The sequence below is a fragment of the Streptomyces sp. NPDC020898 genome (assembly GCF_044333925.1).
Taxonomy (GTDB): domain Bacteria; phylum Actinomycetota; class Actinomycetes; order Streptomycetales; family Streptomycetaceae; genus Streptomyces.
This window is the reverse complement of sequence record NZ_JBIRRV010000025.1, coordinates 71,682-93,121: the sequence shown is the minus strand read 5'-3', so window position 1 is coordinate 93,121 and position 21,440 is coordinate 71,682. Positions and strand designations below refer to the sequence as shown.

Annotated in this window: 19 protein-coding genes; 11 read left to right on the top strand and 8 right to left on the bottom strand. The window is 71.7% G+C overall.

The annotated features are described in order from the left end of the window. The 6 genes from ACH4TV_RS43405 to ACH4TV_RS43380 form a co-directional block, all read right to left on the bottom strand. Positions 1-353, bottom strand: a 353-nt coding sequence (locus ACH4TV_RS43405) for a hypothetical protein (RefSeq protein WP_398406933.1), incomplete at its 3' end; no start/stop codon positions are given. Then, the gene (locus ACH4TV_RS43400) at positions 350-565 is read right to left on the bottom strand and encodes a hypothetical protein (protein ID WP_398406932.1); all 216 of its coding nucleotides are present in this window, start codon (positions 563-565) and stop codon (positions 350-352) included. The genes ACH4TV_RS43400 and ACH4TV_RS43405, both read right to left, overlap by 4 nt. Continuing rightward, positions 562-1,458 carry a phosphogluconate dehydrogenase (NAD(+)-dependent, decarboxylating) gene (gnd, locus tag ACH4TV_RS43395; RefSeq protein WP_330289834.1) on the bottom strand — a complete coding sequence of 299 codons (897 nt, stop codon included), beginning with the start codon at positions 1,456-1,458 and terminating at the stop codon, positions 562-564. The genes ACH4TV_RS43400 and gnd overlap by 4 nt, the downstream gene beginning before the upstream one ends. Beyond that, a complete protein-coding gene (locus ACH4TV_RS43390) occupies positions 1,449-2,405 on the bottom strand; it encodes an NAD(P)-dependent oxidoreductase (RefSeq protein ID WP_398406931.1) in 957 nt (318 codons plus the stop codon). The genes gnd and ACH4TV_RS43390 overlap by 10 nt, the downstream gene beginning before the upstream one ends. Beyond that, positions 2,402-3,487, bottom strand: a complete 1,086-nt coding sequence (locus ACH4TV_RS43385; RefSeq protein ID WP_398406930.1) for an NAD(P)-dependent oxidoreductase — start codon at positions 3,485-3,487, stop codon at positions 2,402-2,404. Before ACH4TV_RS43385 ends, ACH4TV_RS43390 begins: the two co-directional genes overlap by 4 nt. After that, complete coding sequence (locus ACH4TV_RS43380) at positions 3,487-4,440, bottom strand: cyclase family protein (protein ID WP_398406929.1); 954 nt, start codon at positions 4,438-4,440, stop codon at positions 3,487-3,489. The genes ACH4TV_RS43385 and ACH4TV_RS43380 overlap by 1 nt, the downstream gene beginning before the upstream one ends. Before the next feature lie 193 nt (positions 4,441-4,633). On the opposite strand from ACH4TV_RS43380, the gene ACH4TV_RS43375 reads away from it, so the two are divergent. From ACH4TV_RS43375 to kynU, 7 genes are all read left to right on the top strand, one after another. Next, a complete protein-coding gene (locus tag ACH4TV_RS43375; RefSeq protein WP_398406928.1) occupies positions 4,634-5,425 on the top strand; it encodes an IclR family transcriptional regulator in 792 nt (263 codons plus the stop codon). Positions 5,426-5,616: 191 nt separating this feature from the next. After that, entirely contained in the window at positions 5,617-7,215 is a 1,599-nt protein-coding gene (locus ACH4TV_RS43370) for a sugar ABC transporter ATP-binding protein (RefSeq protein WP_398406926.1), read from the top strand. Next, the gene (locus ACH4TV_RS43365; RefSeq protein WP_398406925.1) at positions 7,215-8,480 is read left to right on the top strand and encodes an ABC transporter permease; all 1,266 of its coding nucleotides are present in this window, start codon (positions 7,215-7,217) and stop codon (positions 8,478-8,480) included. Before ACH4TV_RS43370 ends, ACH4TV_RS43365 begins: the two co-directional genes overlap by 1 nt. Positions 8,481-8,642: 162 nt before the next feature. Continuing rightward, complete coding sequence (locus ACH4TV_RS43360) at positions 8,643-9,800, top strand: substrate-binding domain-containing protein (RefSeq protein ID WP_398406924.1); 1,158 nt, start codon at positions 8,643-8,645, stop codon at positions 9,798-9,800. A 67-nt stretch (positions 9,801-9,867) separates the two neighbouring features. Beyond that, the gene (gene tkt, locus ACH4TV_RS43355) at positions 9,868-13,137 is read left to right on the top strand and encodes a transketolase (RefSeq protein ID WP_398406923.1); all 3,270 of its coding nucleotides are present in this window, start codon (positions 9,868-9,870) and stop codon (positions 13,135-13,137) included. A 175-nt stretch (positions 13,138-13,312) separates the two neighbouring features. After that, positions 13,313-14,158 (top strand): tryptophan 2,3-dioxygenase family protein, encoded by an 846-nt coding sequence (locus tag ACH4TV_RS43350; protein WP_398406922.1) that lies wholly within the window; start codon positions 13,313-13,315, stop codon positions 14,156-14,158. Continuing rightward, positions 14,151-15,374 carry a kynureninase gene (gene kynU, locus ACH4TV_RS43345; protein ID WP_398406921.1) on the top strand — a complete coding sequence of 408 codons (1,224 nt, stop codon included), beginning with the start codon at positions 14,151-14,153 and terminating at the stop codon, positions 15,372-15,374. Before ACH4TV_RS43350 ends, kynU begins: the two co-directional genes overlap by 8 nt. A gap of 40 nt (positions 15,375-15,414) precedes the next feature. Here kynU and ACH4TV_RS43340 read toward each other — a convergent pair whose 3' ends face one another. Beyond that, positions 15,415-16,044, bottom strand: a complete 630-nt coding sequence (locus tag ACH4TV_RS43340) for a TetR/AcrR family transcriptional regulator C-terminal ligand-binding domain-containing protein (RefSeq protein WP_398406920.1) — start codon at positions 16,042-16,044, stop codon at positions 15,415-15,417. A 416-nt stretch (positions 16,045-16,460) separates the two neighbouring features. Here ACH4TV_RS43340 and ACH4TV_RS43335 point away from each other — a divergent pair, with 416 nt between their 5' ends. The 4 genes from ACH4TV_RS43335 to ACH4TV_RS43320 all read left to right on the top strand — a co-directional run bounded on the left by ACH4TV_RS43335 (position 16,461) and on the right by ACH4TV_RS43320 (position 20,094). Continuing rightward, the gene (locus tag ACH4TV_RS43335) at positions 16,461-17,360 is read left to right on the top strand and encodes an alpha/beta hydrolase (protein ID WP_398406919.1); all 900 of its coding nucleotides are present in this window, start codon (positions 16,461-16,463) and stop codon (positions 17,358-17,360) included. A gap of 150 nt (positions 17,361-17,510) precedes the next feature. Beyond that, positions 17,511-18,908, top strand: coding sequence for a sensor histidine kinase (locus ACH4TV_RS43330; protein WP_398406918.1), 1,398 nt, complete (start codon positions 17,511-17,513; stop codon positions 18,906-18,908). Beyond that, positions 18,905-19,579 carry a response regulator gene (locus ACH4TV_RS43325; protein WP_398406917.1) on the top strand — a complete coding sequence of 225 codons (675 nt, stop codon included), beginning with the start codon at positions 18,905-18,907 and terminating at the stop codon, positions 19,577-19,579. The genes ACH4TV_RS43330 and ACH4TV_RS43325 overlap by 4 nt, the downstream gene beginning before the upstream one ends. A 71-nt stretch (positions 19,580-19,650) precedes the next feature. Beyond that, positions 19,651-20,094, top strand: coding sequence for a VOC family protein (locus tag ACH4TV_RS43320; protein WP_398406955.1), 444 nt, complete (start codon positions 19,651-19,653; stop codon positions 20,092-20,094). A gap of 38 nt (positions 20,095-20,132) precedes the next feature. Here the strand turns inward: ACH4TV_RS43320 and ACH4TV_RS43315 are convergent, their stop codons facing one another. Further along, positions 20,133-21,278: a lipid II:glycine glycyltransferase FemX gene (locus ACH4TV_RS43315; RefSeq protein WP_398406915.1), complete on the bottom strand. Its 1,146-nt coding sequence runs from the start codon at positions 21,276-21,278 to the stop codon at positions 20,133-20,135. Positions 21,279-21,440 lie beyond the last annotated feature (162 nt).

Below are 21,440 nucleotides of genomic sequence, written 5' to 3'. Positions count from 1 at the left end.
GTAGCGGTCGGCGGCCCGGTCGCTCGCCGGGATGAACACGGTCGCCGCGACGGGACGGGGGCCGTGGTCGCCCGGCCGATGCTCTGCGCCGCGCGCTTCTTGACCGGCCCGGGCAGCCCGCCCGCCGCCGCGCGGAGTGCCTGGGCGACGGTGGTCACGTCGGTCGCCGGGGCGAGGATCCGGTGAGCGCCGTAGCGGTCGGCGGCCCGGTCGCTCGCCGGGATGAACACGGTCGCCGCGACGGGACGGGGGCCGTGGTCGCCCGGCCGATGCTCTGCGCCGCGCGCATCTTGACCGGCCCGGGCAGCCCGTCCGGATGCCGCCGCGCGGAGCGCCGAGGCGACGGTGGTCATATCGGTCGCCCGGGCGAGGACCCGGTGGGCGCCGCAGCGGCGGGCGTGACGAGACGGGCCGTCGTGGCGGCGCCGGTGCCGGTCGGCCTCACCGTGAAGGAGGCGGCCATGTCGGGGGCGGCCGGTGAGGTGATCGCGCCGTCCAGGTTCTCCATGAAGAAAGCCCCGGTGACCGGCAGCGCCTCGGCCTTCCGGCCGCCCCCGCCGTTCACGCCCTGGCTGCGGTGACCGCGTCGGCGCCGTGCACCGCGTGGCCGCCGAACTGCCGGCGCATCGCCGCGAGGGCCTTGAGCTGGGCCGCGTCCGGCTTGCGGGAGGCGAAGCGGGCGAAGAGGGCCGCGGTCATGGCGGGGGCGGACACGGAGAGACGTACCGCCTCCTCGACCGTCCAACGGCCCTCGCCCGAGTCGTCGACGCGGCCGGAGAGGGTGGCCAGGCCCGGGTCCTCCTCCAGGGCGCGGACGAGAAGATCGAGCAGCCAGGAGCGGACGACCGTGCCGTGCCGCCAGGAGGCGAGCACCTTGGGTACGTCCGGTACGTACTCGCCGGCCTCCAGCAGCTCGTAGCCCTCGGCGAGCGCCTGCATCATGCCGTACTCGATGCCGTTGTGGACCATCTTGGCGTAGTGGCCGGCGCCCACCGGGCCCGCGTGACACAGCCCGTCCTCGTCGGGGGCGAGTGACTCCAGCAGCGGCCAGACGCGCTGCACGTGCTCGTCCTCGCCGCCGCACATCACGGCGTAGCCGTTCTCGCGGCCCCAGACGCCGCCGCTGACCCCGCAGTCGACGTAGCCGATTCCGTGGCCGGCGAGCATCAGGGCGTGCTCGGTGTCGTCGCTGAAGCGGGAGTTGCCGCCCTCGACTATCACGTCGCCGGGGGACAGCAGCTCCGCGAGCTGCCGCAGGGCCTGGCGGGTCGGTTCCCCCGAGGGGAGCATCAGCCACACCACGCGGGGTCCGGCGAGCTTGCCGACGAGTTCCTCCAGCGAGCCGGCGTCGCGGTCGGGGGAGGTGCGGCTGTAGCCGAGTACCTCGTGGCCGCGGTCCCGCCAGCGGGCGGCCATGTTGCCACCCATGCGTCCGAGGCCGACGATTCCTACCTGCATGTGTCCTCAGTCCTTCGTGTGGTGATCGGGGGAGTGGGGGAGTGGGGGGAGGGAGGGAGTGGGGGCGAGCCGTCGCGCAGCAGGCCTAGGACGACGCTGTTGTCCAGGTCGCCGAGGCCCTTGGCCTCGACGGTCGCGTACAGCTCGGCGACGGTCGTGGAGAGCGGCAGCGTGACGTGTGCGTCGGCGGCGCTGTCCAGGACGAACCCGAGGTCCTTGTGGAGATAGCGGGCCGGGCCGGACGGGGTGAAGTCGCCCTCGGCCAGGTGGTGCCGTTTCTGTGCGAGCACCTCGGAGGAGGCGAGGCCACCGGCCAGTACGTCGAGCAGCGCGGCGGGTTCGAGGCCGCCGCGTTCGCCGAGCAGTACGGCCTCGGCGAGCGCGACCAGGGTTCCGGCGACGACGAGCTGGTTGCAGGCCTTGGCGAGGGAACCGGCGCCGGTGTCCCCCAGACGTCGCACGGTCGAACCCATCGCCTCCAGACACGGGCGGATCCGGGCGACCGCCTCCGCCGGGCCCCCGGCCATGATCGACAGGGTGGCGTCGCGGGCGCCGGTCACCCCGCCGCTGACGGGGGCGTCGATGACGGTGATGCCCTCAGGGCGCAGTCTCCCGGCCAGGGCGCGCACCGCGACGGGGGAGACGGTGCCCATCACGACCAGGGTGTCCATGACGGGCCGACCGGAACGCAGTCCGCCCGGGCCGTCCAGCACCTCGATCACCTGGGGGAGGTCGGGGAGCATCGTGAGGACGACCGGAGCGGAGGCGGCCACCTCCTCCGGGCTGTCGGCGGTGCGGCAGCCGGCGGCCACGGCGGCCTCCAGCGGGGTCCGGCCGCGGTTCCAGACGAGCACGTCGGCACCGGCCCGGGCGAGGTTCACCGCCATGGGCAGTCCCATGGCGCCGAGACCGAGGAAGCCGACGGTGCCGGCCTCGGCGACGCTCATGCGCCGGCTCCCGCCGGAGTGTCCTGACGCTCCTGACGCTTCGTCAACTCGGCGAGGCGGCCGATCAGTTGAGGACTGTCGACCACATCCCGGTTGACGACGAAGGGCGGGACGCGGCCCGCAGCCACCTCCAGTACGGCCCGGACCGCGCTGCCGCCGTTCCCGGCGGACATCTCGTCGGTCCACGCCAGGGCGTGCGGGCTGAGCACGACCTGGTCCATGCCCAGCAACGGGTTGTCCGGGGCGGGCGGTTCGCTCTCGAACACGTCCAGTCCGGCACCCCTGATGCGCCGTACGCGCAGCGCCTCGATCAGCGCGGCCTCGTCGACGATGGGGCCGCGGGCGACGTTGAGGAGGACCGCCGTGGGCTTCATCAGGGCCAGTCGCCGCGCGTCGACGAGATGGCGGGTCTCCTCCGTCAGCGCGCACATCACGATCACGGCGTCGGCCTGAGCCATCACGGTGTCGACGTCCGCGAGCCCGACGCCGAGTGCGGCGGCCGTCTCCGGCGGGCAGTACGGGTCGTACGCCACGATGTCGACCTCGAACGGCCGCACCAGCCCGACCAGATCGCGGGCGGTGTTGCCCAGGCCGATCAGCCCGATGCGGCGGCCGGTGAGACCGAGGCCCATCCACTGTTCCTTCTCGGCCCAGCGCCCCTCCCGCACCAGCCGGTCCTTGGCGGTCACGTTGTGCAGCACGGACAGGAGCAGGGTGAGGGCGGCGGTGGCGACCGGGCGCCGGGCGCCGTCCGGGGTGATCGTCACCAGGGCGCCGTTGCGGGTGCACGCGTCGAGGTCGACCGCGTCGTAGCCGACGCCGAAGCGGGCGAACAGGAGCGGGGAGCGGACGGCGCCCTCGAAGGTGCGTGCCGTGACGGCGGGGCCGGCGAACAGGACGGCGTCCAGGCCGTCGACGTCGGTCGCCAGGAGTTCCCCGGTGTCGCGCGGCAGGTAGTGCCAGCCGACCCCGGCGGCGTCGAGTTCGCCGAGCCGGATGTCGCCCCACACGTTGCGTCCGTCCGCGTCCAGGAAGTCCCGGCTGACGCCGACCCTGAACTCACTGCCTGATGCGGCGCCCATCACAGCACCGCGATCGGGTTGACGGGCGAACCCGTGCCGCCGGGGACGTTCAGCGGGGCCACGACGAACAGGAACTCGTAGCGGCCGGCCTGCGCGCAGGCGGCGGAGAGCGCTTCGAGGTCGAGGTTGTCCAGCAGCGGTACGCCCATGGCGGTGATCGCGAGGGCGTGCACGGGGGAGTGCAGCCCTTCGACCGGTGAGGGCCGTACGTCGCTGTCACCGTCTCCGCCGAGCAGGGCGATCCCGCGCTCGGCGAACAGCGGCATGGCGTCCACGTGGAAGCCGGCGCTGGCGTTGTCCGGGTTCCAGGCGCCGAGTTCGGCGCGGCGCCGGAAGTGGCCGGAGCGCAGCAGCACCGCGTCGCCGTCGCCGATGGTCACGCCCAGGGCCTTCTCCGCGGCGGTGACCTCCTCGGCGTGCACGGCGCGGCCGGGCTCCAGCCAGTCGGTGCCGAGGACGGCGGGCATGTCGATCAGTACTCCCTTGGTGACCAGCGGGCCGAGCGCGGACACGGAGCCGAAGCGGGCGCCGCCCGAGTCGACGACGTCGCGTGCGACGCGGCCGTCGTAGAGCTGTCCCCGGTAGGCGATGTGGGACAGCGCGTCGAGATGGCTGACGCCCTTGCCGTGGTAGTCGACGGCGATGAAGTCCTTGTGGCAGGACGGTTCGGGGGCTTCGACGTCGCCGAGGTCGGACATGTAGTGGAGCGCGGGCTTGCCGTTGTCGGGGCCGGGCGCCGTGTTCCACGGCAGGGCCGTGGGAACCGTGGTGCCGGTGCGCACCAGTGCGGCGGCGCGCCGTGCGTGCTCGGGGGTGACCCGGTTCCACGCGCCGCGGTCGGCCTCGGCCGGGGCCCAGCGGCCCCAGGTGCTCAGCTCCTCGAAGAGCGTGTCGAACTCCTCGCGGGACATCGGGGGGCCGTTGGGGGATGGATCATGCGGGTTTGTGGTCATCTGCTGCTCAACGCTCCAAGGCTCGGAGGGTGTCGTCGGCCGGCCCGGAGGGCGCGCTACGGTCGAGTGGTCCCGAAGGGACGCGGAGAATCTCGACGGCAAAGCGTGCGCCGACGGCATTGTCGTTCGGGGGCACACGAGAGACAATAGCCAATATGCTGTACGACGAACAGAATGATGGGTGGAGATACTGGTGAGCGCAAGTGACCCGGGAGGACTCGTCCCCGCCGTGACGCGGGCCGTGGCGATCCTCGACGCACTCGGCGAGGCGGAGGGCCGCCCGCTGTCGGTGAGTGAGCTCGCGCGTGCCCTGGGCCTGCCGAAGTCCTCGACGGGCAATCTGTGTGCCTCACTCGAGGCGGCCGGCATGATCGCGCGCAACGGCTCGGGCTTCGGCCTGGGCCGCAAGCTCGTCGAGCTCGGCGGCCGCTACCTGTCGACCGTCGATCAGCTGCGCGACTTCTACGAGCTGTGCCGGCGCAGCGCCCACATCTCGCGGGAGACCGCCCGCGTTGCCGTACTCGACGGCCTGGACGTCCTCTACCTGGGGCGTTACGACGGTACGCAGCCCTTGCGGCTGACCGCCAACATCGGTGACCGCTTCCCCGCGAACTGCACGGCCACCGGCAAGGCCATCCTGTCCACCCTGGACCCGGCGGTGGCCGAGGACCGGCTGCGCGGCCGCACCCTGCCCGCGCTCAGCGAACGGTCCATCACTTCCGTACCGGCCCTGATGGCGGACCTGGCCGAGACCCGGGAGCGGGGCTACGCGATCGACGACGAGGAGGCGACGGCGGGCATCCTCTGCCTTTCCGTGCCGGTCAACGGCTTCCGGACGGACTCGGCGCCGTTCGCGATCAGTGTCACCGTGCTCAAGGCCCGGCTCGACGACGAGTTCCGCGAGGCGTTGCTGAAGGACCTGCGGGGCATAGCGGCGGGGCTGGAGAACCCCATGCTCCCGCAGGGGGCGCCGGCCGGCGGCTGACGCCAGGGGCCGGTCGGCGGCCCCCTCGATGCTGTCCCACGGCGGCCGTACGGAGATCTCTCCGTACGGCCGCCGTAACTTTGGGGCAATAAATGCTCGCGGAGCTATTGACCAAAATACTGGGAGGCGTACAGGATGCTGGTCGAGCCGATGGAGTGACCCTCGGCTGGCAGATCCCCTCGGAGAAGTCCGTGAATGACGCTCCCGATGACACAGCCGACACGGCTGACACAGCATCCGATCCGGCCCCCGGCCCGCCGGCGGCCCCCCGGGCTGCAGGCCGCCCCCTGGTGAGCATCCGCGGGCTGCGCAAGCGGTTCGGCGGCACTCTCGCCCTCGCCGATGTCGACCTCGACATCCACCCGGGCAGCGTTCTCGCCCTATTGGGTCACAATGGTGCGGGAAAATCCACCCTTATCAAGATCCTTGCCGGTGTCTACCGGGCGGACCAGGGCGAGGTCACCGTCGCCGGTCAACCACTCGGCACCGATGCCGCCGCCGCGGAGATGTCCTTCATCCACCAGGACCTCGGCCTGGTCGAATGGATGACGGTCGCCGAGAACATCGCTCTCGGCACCGGCTACCCGCGCCGCGCCGGTCTCGTCTCCTGGCGGCAGGTTCGCGAACGCAGCACCGAGGCGCTGGACATCGTCGCCGGTCACCTCGACCCGGACGCGGCGGTCGCCGACCTGACGCGCGCCGAGCGGTCCCTGGTCGCCATCGCACGCGCCCTGTCCACCCGGGCCAGGCTCATCGTCCTCGACGAACCCACCGCGAGCCTGCCCGCCGCGGACTGTGCCCGGCTCTTCGACGTACTGCACACCCTGCGCGACCGCGGGCACGGCATTGTCTACGTCAGCCACCGGCTCGACGAGGTCTACCAGGTCGCCGACAGCTTCGCGGTCCTCCGTGACGGCCACCTCATCAGCGAGGGCCGCCTCGCCGACCACGGCCCCGACCGCATCGTGCGCGACATCGTCGGCCACCGGCCGGAGAGCCACCGCCCGGAACCCGGCCCCAAGGCCCCCACCGGCGAGGCCCCGACCGTGTTGCGTCTCACCGGCGTCACCACCGAGGGCGCGGGCCCCGTCGACCTGGAGCTGCGCGCCGGGGAGGTCCTCGGCATGGTCGGCCTCACCGGCGCCGGCCACATGGACCTCGGCCGTGCCCTCGCCGGTTCCCGGCCGATCCAGGACGGTGCGGCACTGCTCGACGGCCATCCCTACCGGCCGGGCTCGCCCACCGCGGCCGTCGACGCGGGCATCGGCTTCGTCACCAGCAACCGCCAGGAGGAGGGCTGCGCCCTCGAACTCACCGTGCGGGAGAACTTCCTGGCCAATCCGCGCGCCGACAGCCGTTCTCCGTGGCGCTGGATCAGCCCGTCACGCGAGCGCGCCGAAGCGGCATCGCTGGTCGAGAGGTTCGGCGTACGGCCGGCCAACTCCGAGGCACCCATCGCGACGCTCTCCGGCGGCAACCAGCAGAAGGTCATGATCGGCCGCTGGCTGCGTCTGAGCAGACGCGTCGTGATCCTTGAGGAGCCCACCGCGGGAGTCGACGTCGGTGCCAAGGCGGAGATCTACCGCCTGCTCGACGACGCGCTCGCCCAGGGACTCGCGGTCCTCCTCATCTCCACCGACTTCGAGGAAGTCGCCGACGTGTGTCACCGCGCCCTGGTCTTCGTACGGGGCACCGTGACCGCCGAACTCAGCGGCGAAGCCCTCACCGTCACCGAACTCACCCACGCCGCGTCGGCCATGCCGGCGCTGACCGGAACGGCGGACAACTGATGGCCACCGAGACCGAATCCGCCCGTCGGCAGGCCGACCGCGACAAGAGCGCACAGAGCGCACAGGGGGAAGGGTCCGCCAGGGACGGCGCCGGCAACGTGACACTCCGCGGGTCGCGCAGGCAGCCACCCGGCGGCGCCGGCAAGGGCGCGGACGGCGGCGGAATCACCGCCCGGCTGCGCGGCGGCCACCTGATCGGTACCTACGGCCTGCTCGGCCTGACCGTCCTGCTGTTCGTCATCTTCGCGCTGGCCCTGCCGGACACCTTCCCGACGATGGAGAACGCCTCGTCGATCCTGTCCAACCAGTCGATCCCCGCGATCCTCGCGCTCGGCGCGATGATCCCCATCGTCACCGGCAAGTTCGACCTGTCCGTCGGTTACGGGCTCGGGTTCGCCCACGTCCTGGCCATGCAGCTCATCGTGAACAACGGCTGGCCCTGGCCGACGGCCTGTCTCGTCGTCATCATCGGCGGCGGCATCGTCGGCGTACTCAACGGTCTGCTGGTGGAGTTCGCCAGGATCGACTCCTTCATCGCCACCCTCGGCACCGGCAGCCTTCTGTACGCCTGCACCGGCTGGATCACCGACGGCGCCCGGATCGTGCCCGGCCCGCAGGGGCTGCCCCCGGCCTTCACCGACCTGTACAACTCCAAGTTCCTCGGGCTGCCCGTCCCCGCCTTCTACGTCCTGGCGCTCGCCGTGCTGCTGTGGCTGCTGCTGGAGCGCCTGCCGCTCGGCCGCTACCTGTACGTCATCGGCTCCAACGCCCGCGCCGCCGACCTCGTCGGCATCCCCACCCGCCGGTACGGCATCTACGCCTTCGCCGGCTCCGGACTCGTCGTCGGCTTCGCGGGCGTCCTGCTCGCCGCGCAGCAGCAGATCGGCAGCCCGAGCGTCGGCATGGACTACCTGCTGCCCGCCTTCGTCGGTGCCCTGCTCGGCTCCACGGCCATCAAGCCGGGCCGCGCCAACGCCGCCGGAACCGTGGTCGCTGTCACCATCCTCGCCATCGGACTCGCGGGCATCGGCCAACTCGGCGCCGAGTTCTGGGCAACCCCCCTGTTCAACGGCGGCACCCTGCTCCTCGCGGTCGGCCTGGCCGGCTACTCCGCCCGCCGTCGGCTGCGCGCCGGCGCCACTGCCACCCGCCACTCACTGGCCACGGCCACGCCCGGGACGGAACCCGCATCGGAACCCGCGCCGGAGCAGCCGACGCCCGCCGCCACCGGCTCGCCCGACGGTGACGCGCCGCGCACCCCCTGACCGAGGCCTGACGGCAGGGCCGCGCCTCATGACGGCCGTGGCCCGCACGTCCCTCCCCGCACTGCCCCGCGTATCGGACGCATCGCCCGTCCTCTCACTCCCCAGCTCCCTCGTTCTCGCGTCTCGCCCTCCGCTTGTCATACGCCCTCAAGGAGCACCGCCGTGTCCTACCACCCCACCCGCAAGGCAACCCTCAGAGCTGTGGCCACCCTGGCCGTGCTCACCGCTTCCGTCGCAGGCTGCAGCCGGGGCTCCGACAGCGCCGGCTCCAGCGCCGTCGGCGGGTCCTCGAAGGCCGGCTGCCCGGCCGTCCTGGCGAAGGCGAAGCAGGCGGTCAGTGGCGCCGAGGCCGTCGACGCCCCCTGGGGCGGACCGGCCACCGGCCCCGCGGCGGTCGCCGGCAAGACCATCGTCTACGTCGCCCAGAGCATGACGAACCCCGGTGTCGCGGGCGCCGCCGAAGGCGTCAAGGAGGCCGCCAAGGCCATCGGCTGGCAGGTGAGGATCATCGACGGTCAGGGCACTCCGGCCGGTATCCAGGCCGCCGTCAGCCAGGCCGTCGCCGTGAAGCCCGACGGCATCGTCCTGTCCGGCTTCGACCCCAAGTCGACCGCCACGCAGGTCGCCCAGGCCAACGCCGCCGGCATCCCGCTCATCGGCTGGCACGCCGTGGGCACACCCGGACCCAGCGAGGACCCGAAGCTCTTCAGCAACATCACGACCAAGGTCGAGGACGTCGCGAAGATCAGCGCCGACTGGATCATCAGCCAGTCCAACGGCCGGGCCGGCGTGGTGGTCTTCACCGACGCCTCCATCCCGTTCGCCAAGGGCAAGTCGGACCTGATCGAGAAGGAACTCGCCACCTGCTCCGACATCAAGGTGCTGTCCACCTCCAACATCCCGATCGCCGACGCCAGCAGCCGCACCCCGCAGGAGGTGTCCGCGCTGCTCTCCCGCTTCGGTACCAAGTGGACGCACTCGGTGGCCATCAACGACCTGTACTTCGCCGACGCGGCGCCCGCGCTGCGGGCGGGCGGCAAGCAGGGCGACGGTGCCCCCTTCAGCATCGGCGCCGGTGACGGCGACCCCTCGGCCTTCCAGCGCATCAACAGCAAGCAGTTCCAGGCGGCCACCGTGCCCGAGCCGCTGTCCGAGCAGGGCTGGCAGATGGTCGACGAGTTCAACCGCGCCTTCGCCGGCAAGCCCGCCAGCGGCTATGTCGCGCCGGTGCACATCACGACCGCGGCCAACAGCGACGGCGGCTCCTCCTGGGACCCGAAGGGTTATCGCGAGGCGTACAAGAAGCTCTGGGGCAAGTAGGCGGCGTCGTCGGCCCCCGCCCTCCCTTCTTCCCGCTGCCCTCACACAGACACAGGAGTTCTCACGCGTGAACCCGCCCTCGACCGCTGCCGCCTCCTGGTGGACCGAACTGGATCAGCGGGCCGTCGACACCGCGCGGATCCTGGCCGCCGATGCCGTACAGAAGGTCGGTAACGGCCATCCCGGTACGGCGATGAGCCTGGCCCCCGCCGCGTACACCCTCTTCCAGAAGGTGATGCGTCATGACCCCGGCGATCCGGACTGGACCGGCCGTGACCGCTTCGTGCTGTCCGCCGGTCATTCTTCCCTGACCCTCTACACCCAGCTGTACCTGGGCGGGTTCGGCCTGGAGCTGGACGATCTGAAGGCGTTCCGGACGTGGGGTTCGAAGACCCCCGGCCACCCGGAGTACGGGCACACGGCGGGCGTCGAGACGACGACCGGTCCGCTCGGCCAGGGTGTCGCCAACGCGGTGGGCATGGCGATGGCGGCCCGCTACGAGCGCGGTCTGTTCGACCCGGAGGCACCCGTAGGGGAGTCCCCGTTCGACCACTTCATCTTCGCGATCGCCGGTGACGGGTGTCTGCAGGAGGGCATCTCCGCGGAGGCGTCCTCGCTGGCCGGTCACCAGAAGCTCGGCAACCTGGTCCTTTTGTGGGACGACAACCACATCTCGATCGAGGGCGACACCGAGACGGCCGTCTCCGAGGACGTGGCCAAGCGGTACGAGGCGTACGGCTGGCATGTGCAGCGGATCGCCCCGAAGCCGGACGGCGACCTCGACCCGCACGCCATCTACAACGCCGTCCAGGCCGCCAAGAAGGTCACGGACAAGCCGTCGTTCATCGCGATGCGCTCGATCATTGCCTGGCCCGCCCCGAACGCCCAGAACACCGAGGCGGCGCACGGCTCGGCACTGGGCGCGGACGAGGTCGCGGCCACCAAACGTGTGCTGGGCCTCGACCCGGAGAAGTCCTTCGCGGTGCCCGACGAGGTGCTGGCACACAGCCGGGCGCTGGGGGAGCGCGGCCGGCAGGCCAGGGCCGAGTGGGAGAAGTCGTTCCAGGAGTGGCGCGGCGACAACCCGGAGCGGGCGGCCGAGTTCGACCGTATCGCCGCGGGCGAGCTGCCGACGGGCTGGGAGGAGAAGCTCCCGGTCTTCGAGGCGGGCAGGGCGGTGGCTACCCGGGCCGCGTCCGGCAAGGTCCTGCAGGCGCTGGGTGCGGTCATCCCGGAGCTGTGGGGCGGCTCGGCGGACCTGGCCGGCTCGAACAACACCACCATCGACAAGACGTCCTCCTTCCTCCCGGCGGACAACCCGCTGCCGGAGGCGGACCCGTACGGCCGCACGATCCACTTCGGCATCCGCGAGCACTCGATGGCCGCCGAAATGAACGGCATCGCCCTGCACGGCAACACCCGTATCTACGGCGGGACTTTCCTCGTCTTCTCCGACTACATGCGCAACGCGGTACGCCTCTCCGCGCTGATGCGCCTGCCGGTGACGTACGTGTGGACGCACGACTCCATCGGCCTCGGCGAGGACGGCCCGACGCACCAGCCGGTCGAGCACATCGCGTCGCTGCGCGCCATCCCGGGCCTGAACGTCGTGCGCCCGGCCGACGCCAACGAGACGGCCATCGCCTGGCGCGAGATCCTCAAGCGCTGGACGAAGGTCTTCGGCAAGGGCGCCCCGCACGGCCTCGCGCTGACCCGCCAGGGCGTGCCGACGTACGAGGCCAACGAGGATGCGGCGAAGGGCGGTTACGTCCTCTTCGAGGCCGAAGGCGGCGCGCCCGAGGTCATCCTCATCGCCACCGGTTCCGAGGTGCACCTGGCCGTCGAGGCCCGCGAGCGACTGGAAGCAGAGGGGGTCGGTACGCGCGTCGTGTCGATGCCCTGCGTCGAGTGGTTCGAGGAGCAGTCCGCGCAGTACCGCGAGAGTGTCCTGCCGCCCTCGGTGAAGGCCAGGGTCGCGGTCGAGGCCGGGGTGGGCCTGACCTGGCACCGGTATGTCGGCGACGCCGGCCGCATCGTCTCCCTGGAGCACTTCGGCGCCTCCGCCGACGCCCAGGTCCTCTTCCACGAGTTCGGCTTCACCGCCGAGAACGTCGCAGCCGCAGCTCGTGACTCCCTCACCGCCCTGGGCGGCAACCGCAACGCGAGCACCAGTGGAGAAGTGACTTCCGTGACCGACGACGTACTCGAGCGGCTCTCCGAAGAAGGCGTCGCGATCTGGCTGGACGACCTGTCCCGCAAACGGATCACCTCCGGCGGTCTCGCCGAACTCATCCAGCGCAAGCAGGTGGTCGGCGTGACCACCAACCCCACCATTTTCGAGCAGGCGGTCGGCAGGGGTGACGACTACGCCGACCAGATCCGCGAACTGGCGCTGCGCGGTGTGACGGTCCCCGAGGCGGTCCGCATGATCACCACGGCGGATGTCCGGGACGCGGCGGACATCCTGCGCCCGGTGTTCGACACCACCGGCGGCCGTGACGGCTGGGTCTCCATCGAGGTCGACCCGCGTCTCGCGCACGGTACGGCCGCGACCGTGGCCGAGGCCAAGCAGCTGGCCTGGCTCGTCGACCGCCCCAACACGCTCATCAAGATCCCGGCCACCAAGGCGGGTCTCCCGGCGATCACCGAGGTCATCGGCCTCGGTATCAGCGTCAATGTCACGCTGATCTTCTCGCTGGAGCGCTACCGCGAGGTCATGGACGCCTACCTCGCCGGCCTGGAGAAGGCCAAGGAGCGCGGCCTGGACCTCTCCGGCATTCACTCCGTCGCCTCCTTCTTCGTGTCCCGCGTCGACACCGAGATCGACAGGCGCCTCGACGCGATCGGCACTCCCGAGGCCAAGGAGGCCCGCGGCAAGGCCGCTCTGGCCAACGCCCGCCTCGCCTACCAGGCTCACGAGGAGGTGTTCGGCTCGGCCGACGGATCGACCCGGCCCTCCGGCCGCTGGGCCTCCCTCGACCGGGCCCGGGCGAACAAGCAGCGCCCGCTGTGGGCCTCGACGGGCGTCAAGGATCCCGCGTATCCCGACACCCTCTACGTCACCGGGCTGGTCGCACCGGGCACGGTGAACACCATGCCGGAGGCCACCCTCGACGCCGCTGCCGACCATGGCGAGATCACCGGCAACACCATTGCCGGGACCTACGGGCAGTCCCGCTCCGACCTGGATGCCCTCGCCGGACTGGGGATTTCCTACCGCAATGTCGCCCACGTGCTGGAGACCGAAGGGATCGAGAAGTTCCAGCAGTCCTGGGAAGGCCTCCTGAACGCCGTACGGAACGCGCGGCCGAGCAGGGTGCCCGCTGTGGCCGACTGAGGCGGCCGACCGGCTTCGAGAAGTGCCGGACCGGGTGCGGGCCGCGCCCGCCTGTGATCAGGCGGGCCTTGCGGATTCGGGGCACGATTGTGGAGGATGCCCCTGGGGACCGGGGCCCCCGTGTCGGAATTCGGCAGGGGCGGACCGCTACCCGGAGTACAAACAGGAGACAGCGATGTCCCTCCAGGCTCAGCCCCCCGAGGCTTCGGAGCCCGAGACCCCGCATCTCGACTTCGCCGGTACCACCCCGTACGAGGACTACGTCCAGGCCGACGTCCTCACCCACCTCCAGCACACCCTCTCCGACGACCCCGGCGAGATGGTCTTCCTGGTGACGACCCAGGTCATGGAGCTGTGGTTCACGGTCATCGTGCACGAGTGGGAGACCGCCGCGCAGGCGCTGCGCGGGGACGACGTGCCCACCGCCGTCGCCGCGCTCAAGCGTTCCGTGCGGGAGCTGGAGGCGCTGAACGCCTCGTGGCGGCCCCTCGCCCAGCTCACCCCGGCCCAGTTCAACTCGTACCGCGCCGCCCTCGGTGAGGGTTCCGGGTTCCAGTCCGCGATGTACCGGCGGATGGAGTTCCTGCTCGCCGAGAAGTCCGCGTCGATGCTCGTACCCCATCGGGCGGCACCGCGTGTGCACGCCGAGCTGGAGAAGGCGCTGCACGAACCGAGCCTGTACGACGAGGTGCTGAGGCTGCTCGCGCGGCGCGGGTACGCCATCCCGGACGCCGTCCTGTCGCGGGACGTGTCCCTGCGCTACGAGCCCTCGGTCGAGGTCGAGGCCGCCTGGACGCTCCTCTACTCCGGTGACTCCGAGGACCAACTCGCCCGTCTCGGCGAGGCGTTGACCGACGTCGCCGAGCTGGTGTGGCGATGGCGCAACGACCATCTCGTCGCCACCCGCCGGGCCATGGGCGCCAAGGCCGGCACCGGCGGCTCCGCCGGGGTGGCCTGGCTGGAGAAGCGGGCGCAGAAGAACGTGTTCCCCGAACTGTGGACAGCGAGGTCCCATGTCTGAGCTGCTGCCCGCCAAGGACGACCAGGCACGGGAACTGGACTCGCACGACGAACTCGCCAAGGTGCGCGAGCGGTTCGTGCTCGACTTCGGCGTCACCTACCTGGACGGGAACTCGCTCGGCGCGCTGCCCGCCGCCGTCCCCGGCCGCCTCGACGACGTCGTGCGCCGGGAGTGGGGCGAGCTGCGCATCCGGTCCTGGGACGAGAGCGGGTGGTGGACCGCGCCCGAGCGGATCGGCGACCGTATCGCTCCGCTGGTGGGCGCCGCGGCTGGGCAGATCGTCGTCGGCGACTCCACAAGTGTCAATGTTTTCAAGGCTGTTGTGGGTGCGGTGCGGCTGGCGGGCGGTGACAATCGGAACGGCCGGTCGGGGCGGGACGAGATTCTTGTCGACGCCGCCACCTTCCCCACCGACGGGTACATCGCCGAGTCCGCCGCCCGGATGACCGGCTGCTCCCTGCGCGCGGTCGAACCGGGCGCCGTACCGGGGGAGTTGAGCGATCGTACGGCCGCCGTGCTGCTCAACCACGTCGACTACCGCACCGGCCGGCTGCACGATCTGCCCGCCCTCACGGCCGCGATCCACGCGTCCGGCGCCCTGGCCGTCTGGGACCTGTGCCACAGCGCGGGCGCCCTGCCGGTCGGGCTCGACGAGCACGGGGTCGATCTCGCCGTCGGCTGTACCTACAAGTACCTGAACGGCGGCCCCGGTTCGCCCGCCTACCTGTACGTCCGTCAGGAGCACCAGGAGCGGTTCGACTCGCCGCTTCCGGGCTGGACCTCGCACGCAGACCCCTTCGGCATGCGGCCCGAGTACGCCCCCGCCCCGGGTGCGACACGCGGGCGGGTCGGAACGCCGGACATCCTCTCCATGCTCGCCCTGGAGACTGCCCTTGAAGTCTGGGACGGGGTCGGCATCGACGCCGTACGGGCCAAGTCCCTTGCCCTGACCGACTTTTTCCTGGAGTGCGTCGACGAGTACGTCCCCGAAGGGCGCGTCGAGTCCGTGACGCCGGCCGCGCACGCCGAGCGGGGGAGTCAGATCGCGCTGCGGTGCGAGGACGCGGGGGACGTGATGGCGCGGCTCGTCGAGCGGGGCGTCGTCGGCGACTTCCGGCGGCCGGACGTGCTGCGCTTCGGGTTCACGCCGTTGTACGTCGGGTTCGCGGACGTGGAGCGGGCGGCCCGGGTGCTGGGCGAGGTCGTCGCCTCCTGACTCTCCTGGTTCCCGAGTCTCCTGGTTCCCGCGCCCACGCTCATCCGGAGGTGACGTACACCCCGGCCTTCGCCGCCGCGCACGCCGCCTGTGCGGCGCGGGTGGCGGCGGCCGGGTCCGGGGGTGCGCCTGTCGTCAGGAGCGTGTAGTAGAGGGGGGCGGAGACGGCCCGTACGACCGTCGGCGCGTCCGTGCCGGGGGGCAACTCGCCCCGCTGTACCGCCTGTTCGACGCAGGGAGACCATTCGGCGACCCGGACGTCGTAGAAGTGGCGCAGGGCGTCGGCCGTACGGACGTCGCAGGTCGCGGCGGCGATGACGGCGCGGAAGAGGGCGCCCTGGCGGGGGTCGGCGAGGGTTCGCTGGACGAGGGTGGCGTTGGCTGTCAGGTCGCCCAGGAGGGAGCCGGTGTCCTTGCGGGGCAGGGACTGTTCGGCCATGTCGGCGAGGAGGTCGGCGACCAGCCCGGTGACCGTGGCCCACCGCCGGTACACGGTCGTCCTGCCGACGTCCGCCCGGCGGGCCACGTCCGCGAGGTCGAGGTGGGCGAACCCCTGCTCGGCCAGTATGTCCCCGGCCGCCCGCAGCACGGCGGCCCGGACCCGGGCGGTACGGCCACCGGTGCGGACGGTGCCTGGTCCTGGTCCTTCGGGGTCGGGTCCGGCGGACATAGGGGCCTCCCGCTGCCTGCTGTCGGTCGTACCGCGCCAGGGTAACGAAACCGCAGAACCGTTAAATCCTCACCCGGCGTGACATCCGCTTGTGGGCACGCGTGTCGGCGTGCGTCGGCGTGCGTGTCGACGCACGTCACGGGCCTGGTAGCGTCCCCGGCGACGGCCGAATTTCTGTCCAGGTCCGCCAAATCCGTTAGACCGACCGGCAATTGGAGGGTGGGAGAAGGAGCGGGGCGATGGGGGTCCCCCCGCGCGAGCGAAGCCGAGCGTGGGGGAGCGTGCAGTTGCAAGGCGGAGGAGGGAGTGATGGCGGAGCCATCGCGACCGACGACAACGCGGCAGATGCGCGTGCCAGACCCCGCGACGCCGCCCTCCATTTGCCGGTCGGTCTTAAGTCGCTGAGAGGTTGGAGCATGCCGGACGATGCCGTAGCACGGGAGCACGGCGCTGAAAGGGCCGCGCGCACGGCGGAAGCGGAAGAGGCGTCGGCCCTCTCGCATCCGGCCGTCGACCCCGACGCCACCGCCGCGTACGGCGACCACCCCGACCAGGTGATCGACTTCTACGCCCCGCAGGGCCTGGAACCGCTCACCGCCGCCGGGACCGTGCCGCTGGTCGTCGTGTTGCACGGCGGTGCCTGGCGGGCGCCGTACGACCGCCGGCACATCACGCCGTTCGCCGATTTCCTGGCCCGGCGCGGATTCGCCGTGGCGAACGTGGAGTACCGGCGCGGCGGGGACGGGCCCGCGGTCGCCGGGCGCTGGCCCGACACCTTCGACGACGTCGCGGCGGCGCTGGACGCCCTGCCCGCGCTCGCGGCGGTCCACCTCCCGCAGGCCGACCCGCGCCGCATGGTCGTCACCGGGCACTCGGCGGGCGGGCACCTGGCCCTGTGGGTCGCCGCCCGGCATCTGCTGCCCGCCGACGCGCCCTGGTTCCTGGCCCGTCCCGCCCCCCTGCGCGGCGTGGTCGCCCTCGCGCCGGTCGCGGACCTCGCCGTCGCCGCGAAGCTGGCCGTCTGCTCCGACGCGGTCCACGAACTCCTGGGCGGACAGGCCGAGTTCGCCGCGCGGCAGCCCTACGCCGACCCGGCGCTCCTGGTCCCCACCGGCATCGCGACCACCCTCGTACAGGGGCGGACCGACATCGACCTGCCGCAGATCGTCTCCGAGTCGTACGCGGACGCGGCGGCGAAGGCCGGTGAGGTGGTCGGCCTGACGCTCCTTGAGGACGTCGGTCACTTCCCGCTGATCGACCCGGTGGCGGATGCGTGCGCGGTGGTGGCGGAGGAGATCGCCCAGCTCGCGTGGTGAGCCTGCCTTGGTGTCCTCGGTGTTCTTGGTGTCCTTGGTACAAAGCACCTGGTCGTACCTGTGGCAGTCGCCGTAGTACCTGAGAGGGACGGCGAAGAACCCCTCTCACTGCTGACGACCGCGCCCCGCCCGCCGCCTACCGTGCTGTATGTGACTGAGACGACACACACGCAGACGAACCCCAGGCCGAGGCGGGGGGACGACGCTCTGTTCAGCAGCCCCGAGTTCCGGGTGGCCATGGACGCGCTGGCGGGACTGCGCGCGGACCTGTTCCACGACGCCTTCGCCTACCGGCCGCTGCCTCCGAGGAACCGGCCCGGCGGGATCGCCCGGGTGCTGCCGAAGCGGCTGCGCCCGTACGCGGTCTGGGAGCGGCACGCACTGGTGGGCGCGGCCGCGCTGCTGGCCCTGCTCGTCTCCTTCGGCGCCACCGGGGGGCGGATGATCGAGGCGCTGGCGATGACCTGCTTCTCGGTGGGGCCGATCCTGCTGACGCTGGTCCGGCCGGTCGGTGCCTTCTGGTTCTCCCTGGTCTCGATCCCGGCCGTCGCCCTGATCGGCCAGAACTGGGGCAGCGACTACGGGAGCGGCAACTGGCCCTGGCAGCCCGCGAGTTTCGTCGCCCACCTGGTGGTGCTGACGGTCGTCGCCGCCCGGACCCGGCCGCGTACGGCCGCCTGGATGTGGGCGCTGACGGCGGTGTACGCCATGGGCGCCGAGAGCCTCTTCGGCAACCGGTACTTCAACACCAACGCAGTACCCTTCCTCTTCCTCGCCGCGCTGGCGCTGCTCGTGGTGACCGTGCGGCAGGTGCGCCGGGCCGCCGAGGAGCAGGTGACCGCCGAGCAGACGGTGACCGCGCACGAGCGTTCCAAGCGCACGCTGCTGGAGGAGCGCACGACCATCGCGCGTGAGCTGCACGATGTCGTCGCGCACCACATGTCGGTCGTCGCCATCCAGGCGGAGGCGGCGCCCTACCGGGTGGAGAACCCGCCCGAGGAACTGACGCAGGCCTTCGCGACGATCCGCGAGAACGCGGTGGCCGCGCTCACCGAACTGCGCCGGGTCCTGGGCGTCGTACGGGCGGAGGACTACGAGGCCCCCGACGCCCCGCAGCCGACCCTGGCCGACCTCGACGGCTTGCTCGCCAACGTGCGTGAGGCGGGCCTCGCCGTGGAGAAGGTGGTGACGGGCGCGGTACGTGAACTCCCGCAGGGCGTCGAGCTGTCGGCGTACCGGATCGTGCAGGAGGCGCTGAGCAACACGCTCCGGCACGCGCCGGGTGCGAGGGCGCGTGTGGAGATCGGGTACGTGCTGGGCGGGCTGGGGCTGCGCATAGTCGACGGCCCGGTGACGGACGGGCCGAAGGAGGTGTCGTTCGTGAAGACGACGCCGACGGAAGGTGCGGGGCACGGTCTCACGGGGATGCGGGAGCGGGTCTCCATGCTCGGCGGCGAGATGACGGCGGGCCCGGTGGACGGCGGGGGCTACGAGGTCACCGTCTTCCTTCCGGTGGCGGCGATCAGGGACGACGAGGACGGCGCATGAGCACCCCCACGATCCGCGTAGTGATCGCGGACGACCAGATGATGGTCCGCGAGGGTTTCTCCGTGCTGCTGAACGCGATGCCCGGCATCGAGGTCGTCGGCGAGGCGGTGAACGGCCGCGAGGCGGTGGAGCGGGTGCGTGAACTCGCCCCGGACGTCGTCCTGATGGACATCCGGATGCCCGAGATGAACGGTATCGAGGCGACCCGGGAGATCGTCGCGGCGGACGGCACGGCGAAGGTGCTGGTCCTGACGACGTTCGACCTCGACGAGTACGTGTACCAGGCACTGCGGGCGGGCGCGTCCGGCTTCCTGCTGAAGGACGCGTCGGCACGCCAACTGGCGGACGGGGTACGGGTGGTGGCGGCGGGGGAAGCGCTGCTGGCCCCCTCGGTCACGCGGCGCCTGATCACCGAGTTCTCGAAACTCGCCGAGGCGCCGCGCCTCATGCCGGGCGCGCAGTCGGCGTACGGCGACCTGACCGACCGGGAGACCGAGGTGCTCGTGCTCATCGCGCAGGGACTGTCGAACGGGGAGATCGCCGGGCGGCTGGTGGTAGCCGAGTCGACGATCAAGACGCACGTGAGCAGGATCCTGGTGAAGCTGGGGCTGCGGGACCGTACGCAGGCGGCGGTGTTCGCGTACGAGGCACGGCTGGTGACACCGGGGTGAGCGGCCGGTGGGGCGCGTCACGGCCACGGTGATGGCATGGTGGTGACATGGAGCAGCGCATGGAAGAGCGCATGGAACAGCGCGTCACTTTGATCACGCTGGGTGTTTCCGATCTCGCCCGCTCCAAGGCCTTCTACGAGGCCCTGGGCTGGCGGGGACAGGAAGTCGAGGAGACCGTCTTCTTCCAGGCGGGCGGTCTGGGGTTCGTCCTGTGGGGCCGTGACGAACTCGCGGCCGACTGCGGACTGGAGCCCGGCCCGGCGGTACCGGCGGGCGGCTTCGGCGGGATCGCCCTCGCCCACAACGTCCGCTCCGACGCGGAGGCCGACGCGCTGCTGGCGGCGGTGGAGCGGGCCGGCGGCACCGTCACGAAACCGGCGGCCGTCAACGCCGTCGGCTTCTACTCCGGCGCCTTCGTCGACCCGGACGGCCACGCGTGGGAGGTCGCGCACAACCCGGGGTTCCCGCTGGCGGAGGACGGCTCGGTGACGATCCCCGACTTCGGCGGCGCCTGATCCTCCCCGGTCCCTTCCCGGTCCCTTCCCGGGCAGGGTCATCTGCGCCCGAGGTAGACGCCCAGCGCCCGCTGCAGCATTTTGCCCTGGCTGCCCACCGGTCGTTCCCACTCCCCGAGGTACTCCACGGCCCGGCCGCCGGCCCCCGTCTTGAAACGGAGCCGGCCGAGCAGCCGGTCCTCGGAGAGCGTGGGGGTGATGGCGCGCAGGTCGTACGTCTCGGCGCCCGCCGAGTGCGCGTCACCCAGCATGCGCCACAACAGGGCGCTGCTGGGCCGCAGTTGGCGCCCCCGGCGGCCGGACGCGGCGTACGAGTGCCAGACCCTGGAACCGACGTTGATCATGAGGGCTCCGGAGAGCGCCTCGCCCTCGTACTCGGCGAGGTAGAGGCGGATGCGGTCGTCGTCCTCGGCGTTCAGGGCCCTCCACATGCGCCGGAAGTAGTCCAACGGGCGGGCCTTGAAACCGTCGTGGGCGGCGGTCGCGGTGTACAGGCGGTGGAACTCCGGCAGGTCCTCCTCCGCGACCCACGAGACCCGGACGTCCGCCGCCTCGGCCGTACGCAACGACTGTTCCCAGTGCGGGGCGAGCGCGTCGCGCAGGTCGTCCACCGAGCGTCCCGCCAACGGGATGTGGCAGCCGTAGCGCGGCTGACCGAGGCCGAAACCGTTCCCGTCGTCCTCCGCGCACGGCTGCCACCCGAGCCGCCGCAGCCGCTCCGCGGCGTCGAGCGCGTATCCGTCGATGCCGGCCGTGGGCAGATCACGCAGATGCCGTACGCCGGGATCGGCGATGCCCGCCGCCACGGTGTCCGCGTCCCAGTGCCGTACGACCAGCGGCGGCCCGATCCGCACGGAGAACGCCCCGATCTGCTCCAGATGGGCGACGAGCGGATCCAGCCACCGCTCCAGACGCGGAGCGCGCCAGTCGATCGCGGGCCCGTCGGGAAGGTACGCGAGATAGCGCCGCGTCCCGGGCAGCGGCCGGTACAGGACGAGCGCCGCCGCGACCATGGCCTCACCCTCACCCGTGTTCTCGCCTTCGAACCAGCCGATGCTCTCGGGCAGCCAGTCGGGCTTCACGCCGCCCCACTCGGGTATCTGGAGATGGCTGGCGTCGGGAGACGCCCGCAGGTGGGCCAGATGCTCCTCGCGCGTGATCTCCCGCACGTACAAGCTGGTCATGGGCAGGGTGCTCCTGTTCGGGGCGGCCACCGTAAGCCCGGGATCATGGGACAGGTCAAGGGTTCACGGCAGTGAACTGCGCCCACATGAACTCCGGGCGTCGGCAGCTCGCCGTACGGTGAGAGACCCAGGTCAGCCTGGTCAGAAGGGGGAGGCTCGGGC

Excerpts from the sequence above, each read along its gene's own strand:
- gnd (WP_330289834.1), bottom strand. The coding sequence starts at position 1,458 with ATGCAGGTAGGAATCGTCGGCCTCGGACGCATGGGTGGCAACATGGCC.
- ACH4TV_RS43390 (WP_398406931.1), bottom strand. The coding sequence starts at position 2,405 with ATGAGCGTCGCCGAGGCCGGCACCGTCGGCTTCCTCGGTCTCGGCGCC.
- ACH4TV_RS43385 (WP_398406930.1), bottom strand. The coding sequence starts at position 3,487 with ATGGGCGCCGCATCAGGCAGTGAGTTCAGGGTCGGCGTCAGCCGGGAC.
- ACH4TV_RS43380 (WP_398406929.1), bottom strand. The coding sequence starts at position 4,440 with ATGACCACAAACCCGCATGATCCATCCCCCAACGGCCCCCCGATGTCC.
- ACH4TV_RS43365 (WP_398406925.1), top strand. The coding sequence starts at position 7,215 with ATGGCCACCGAGACCGAATCCGCCCGTCGGCAGGCCGACCGCGACAAG.
- ACH4TV_RS43350 (WP_398406922.1), top strand. The coding sequence starts at position 13,313 with ATGTCCCTCCAGGCTCAGCCCCCCGAGGCTTCGGAGCCCGAGACCCCG.
- kynU (WP_398406921.1), top strand. The coding sequence starts at position 14,151 with ATGTCTGAGCTGCTGCCCGCCAAGGACGACCAGGCACGGGAACTGGAC.
- ACH4TV_RS43340 (WP_398406920.1), bottom strand. The coding sequence starts at position 16,044 with ATGTCCGCCGGACCCGACCCCGAAGGACCAGGACCAGGCACCGTCCGC.
- ACH4TV_RS43335 (WP_398406919.1), top strand. The coding sequence starts at position 16,461 with ATGCCGGACGATGCCGTAGCACGGGAGCACGGCGCTGAAAGGGCCGCG.
- ACH4TV_RS43325 (WP_398406917.1), top strand. The coding sequence starts at position 18,905 with ATGAGCACCCCCACGATCCGCGTAGTGATCGCGGACGACCAGATGATG.
- ACH4TV_RS43320 (WP_398406955.1), top strand. The coding sequence starts at position 19,651 with ATGGAACAGCGCGTCACTTTGATCACGCTGGGTGTTTCCGATCTCGCC.
- ACH4TV_RS43315 (WP_398406915.1), bottom strand. The coding sequence starts at position 21,278 with ATGACCAGCTTGTACGTGCGGGAGATCACGCGCGAGGAGCATCTGGCC.